Source organism: Protofrankia symbiont of Coriaria ruscifolia, assembly GCF_900634745.1.
Taxonomy (GTDB): Bacteria; Actinomycetota; Actinomycetes; order Frankiales; family Frankiaceae; genus Protofrankia; species Protofrankia californiensis.
On sequence record NZ_CAAAFR010000166.1, the window covers coordinates 11,263 to 12,020 of the forward strand.

A 758-nucleotide genomic window follows, 5' to 3' on the forward strand; every position below is an offset into this window, starting at 1 on the left:
TGCGATCGACCGTGCCATGCGCTTGATGCGAGGACGCTTAGGGCGTGTATCGGGTTGTGATCGATCTGTGGGGTTCGTTGGTGTGGCGGGTCTGACCGGGTAGACCGTCGTGCATGACGCGGGCGCAACTGACAGACCAGGAGTGGGAGTTCATCGAGCCCTACCTGCCGATCGGCGGGTTTGGCCCGTACCCGCAGCGGCTGCGGTGGCCGTTCGAGGGTGTGGTCTGGCGGTTCCGGACGGGTGGGCAGTGGCGGGAGATGCCGAGGGAGTTCGGTGCCTGGTCGACCGTGTCCAACCGGTTCCGGCAGTGGCGGGACGCCGGTGTCTTCGACGCCCTGCTGGAGGGCCTGATCGCCGAGGCCGGGACGCGGGGTGCGGTGCGGTGGACCTGTCGGTGGTCGGCGTGGACTCCACCACCGCCCGGGCCCATCACGACGTTGCCGGGATGCACCTGGGACGGGGATGTGATCACCGCCCTGGAGAAGGCCGCTGCCGAGGAAGAGGGGAAGGCCCGGCACAAGGGGGCGCCTCGGAGGAACACGACGGGCAGAACGCCGGAAACGACCCCGGGCGGGAAGAACGCCGGCGCCGCCGGCGCCGACACAGGCTCCGGCTGACAGCCGCCCTGCTCGGGCGGTCGCGGGGCGGGCAGACCAGCAAGGTCCACCTCGCCGCCGACCGCAACTGCCGGCCGCTGGCGTTCGTCCTGACCGCGGGGCAGGCCGCGGACAGCCCGCAGGTCATCCCCGTGCTGA

General features: G+C 71.1%; 1 pseudogene. It reads left to right on the forward strand.

Annotated features, from left to right (window positions below):
• Nucleotides 1-113: 113 nt before the first annotated feature.
• A pseudogene (locus CV1CTNOD_RS18370) lies at nucleotides 114-758 on the forward strand (transposase); the annotation flags it as partial.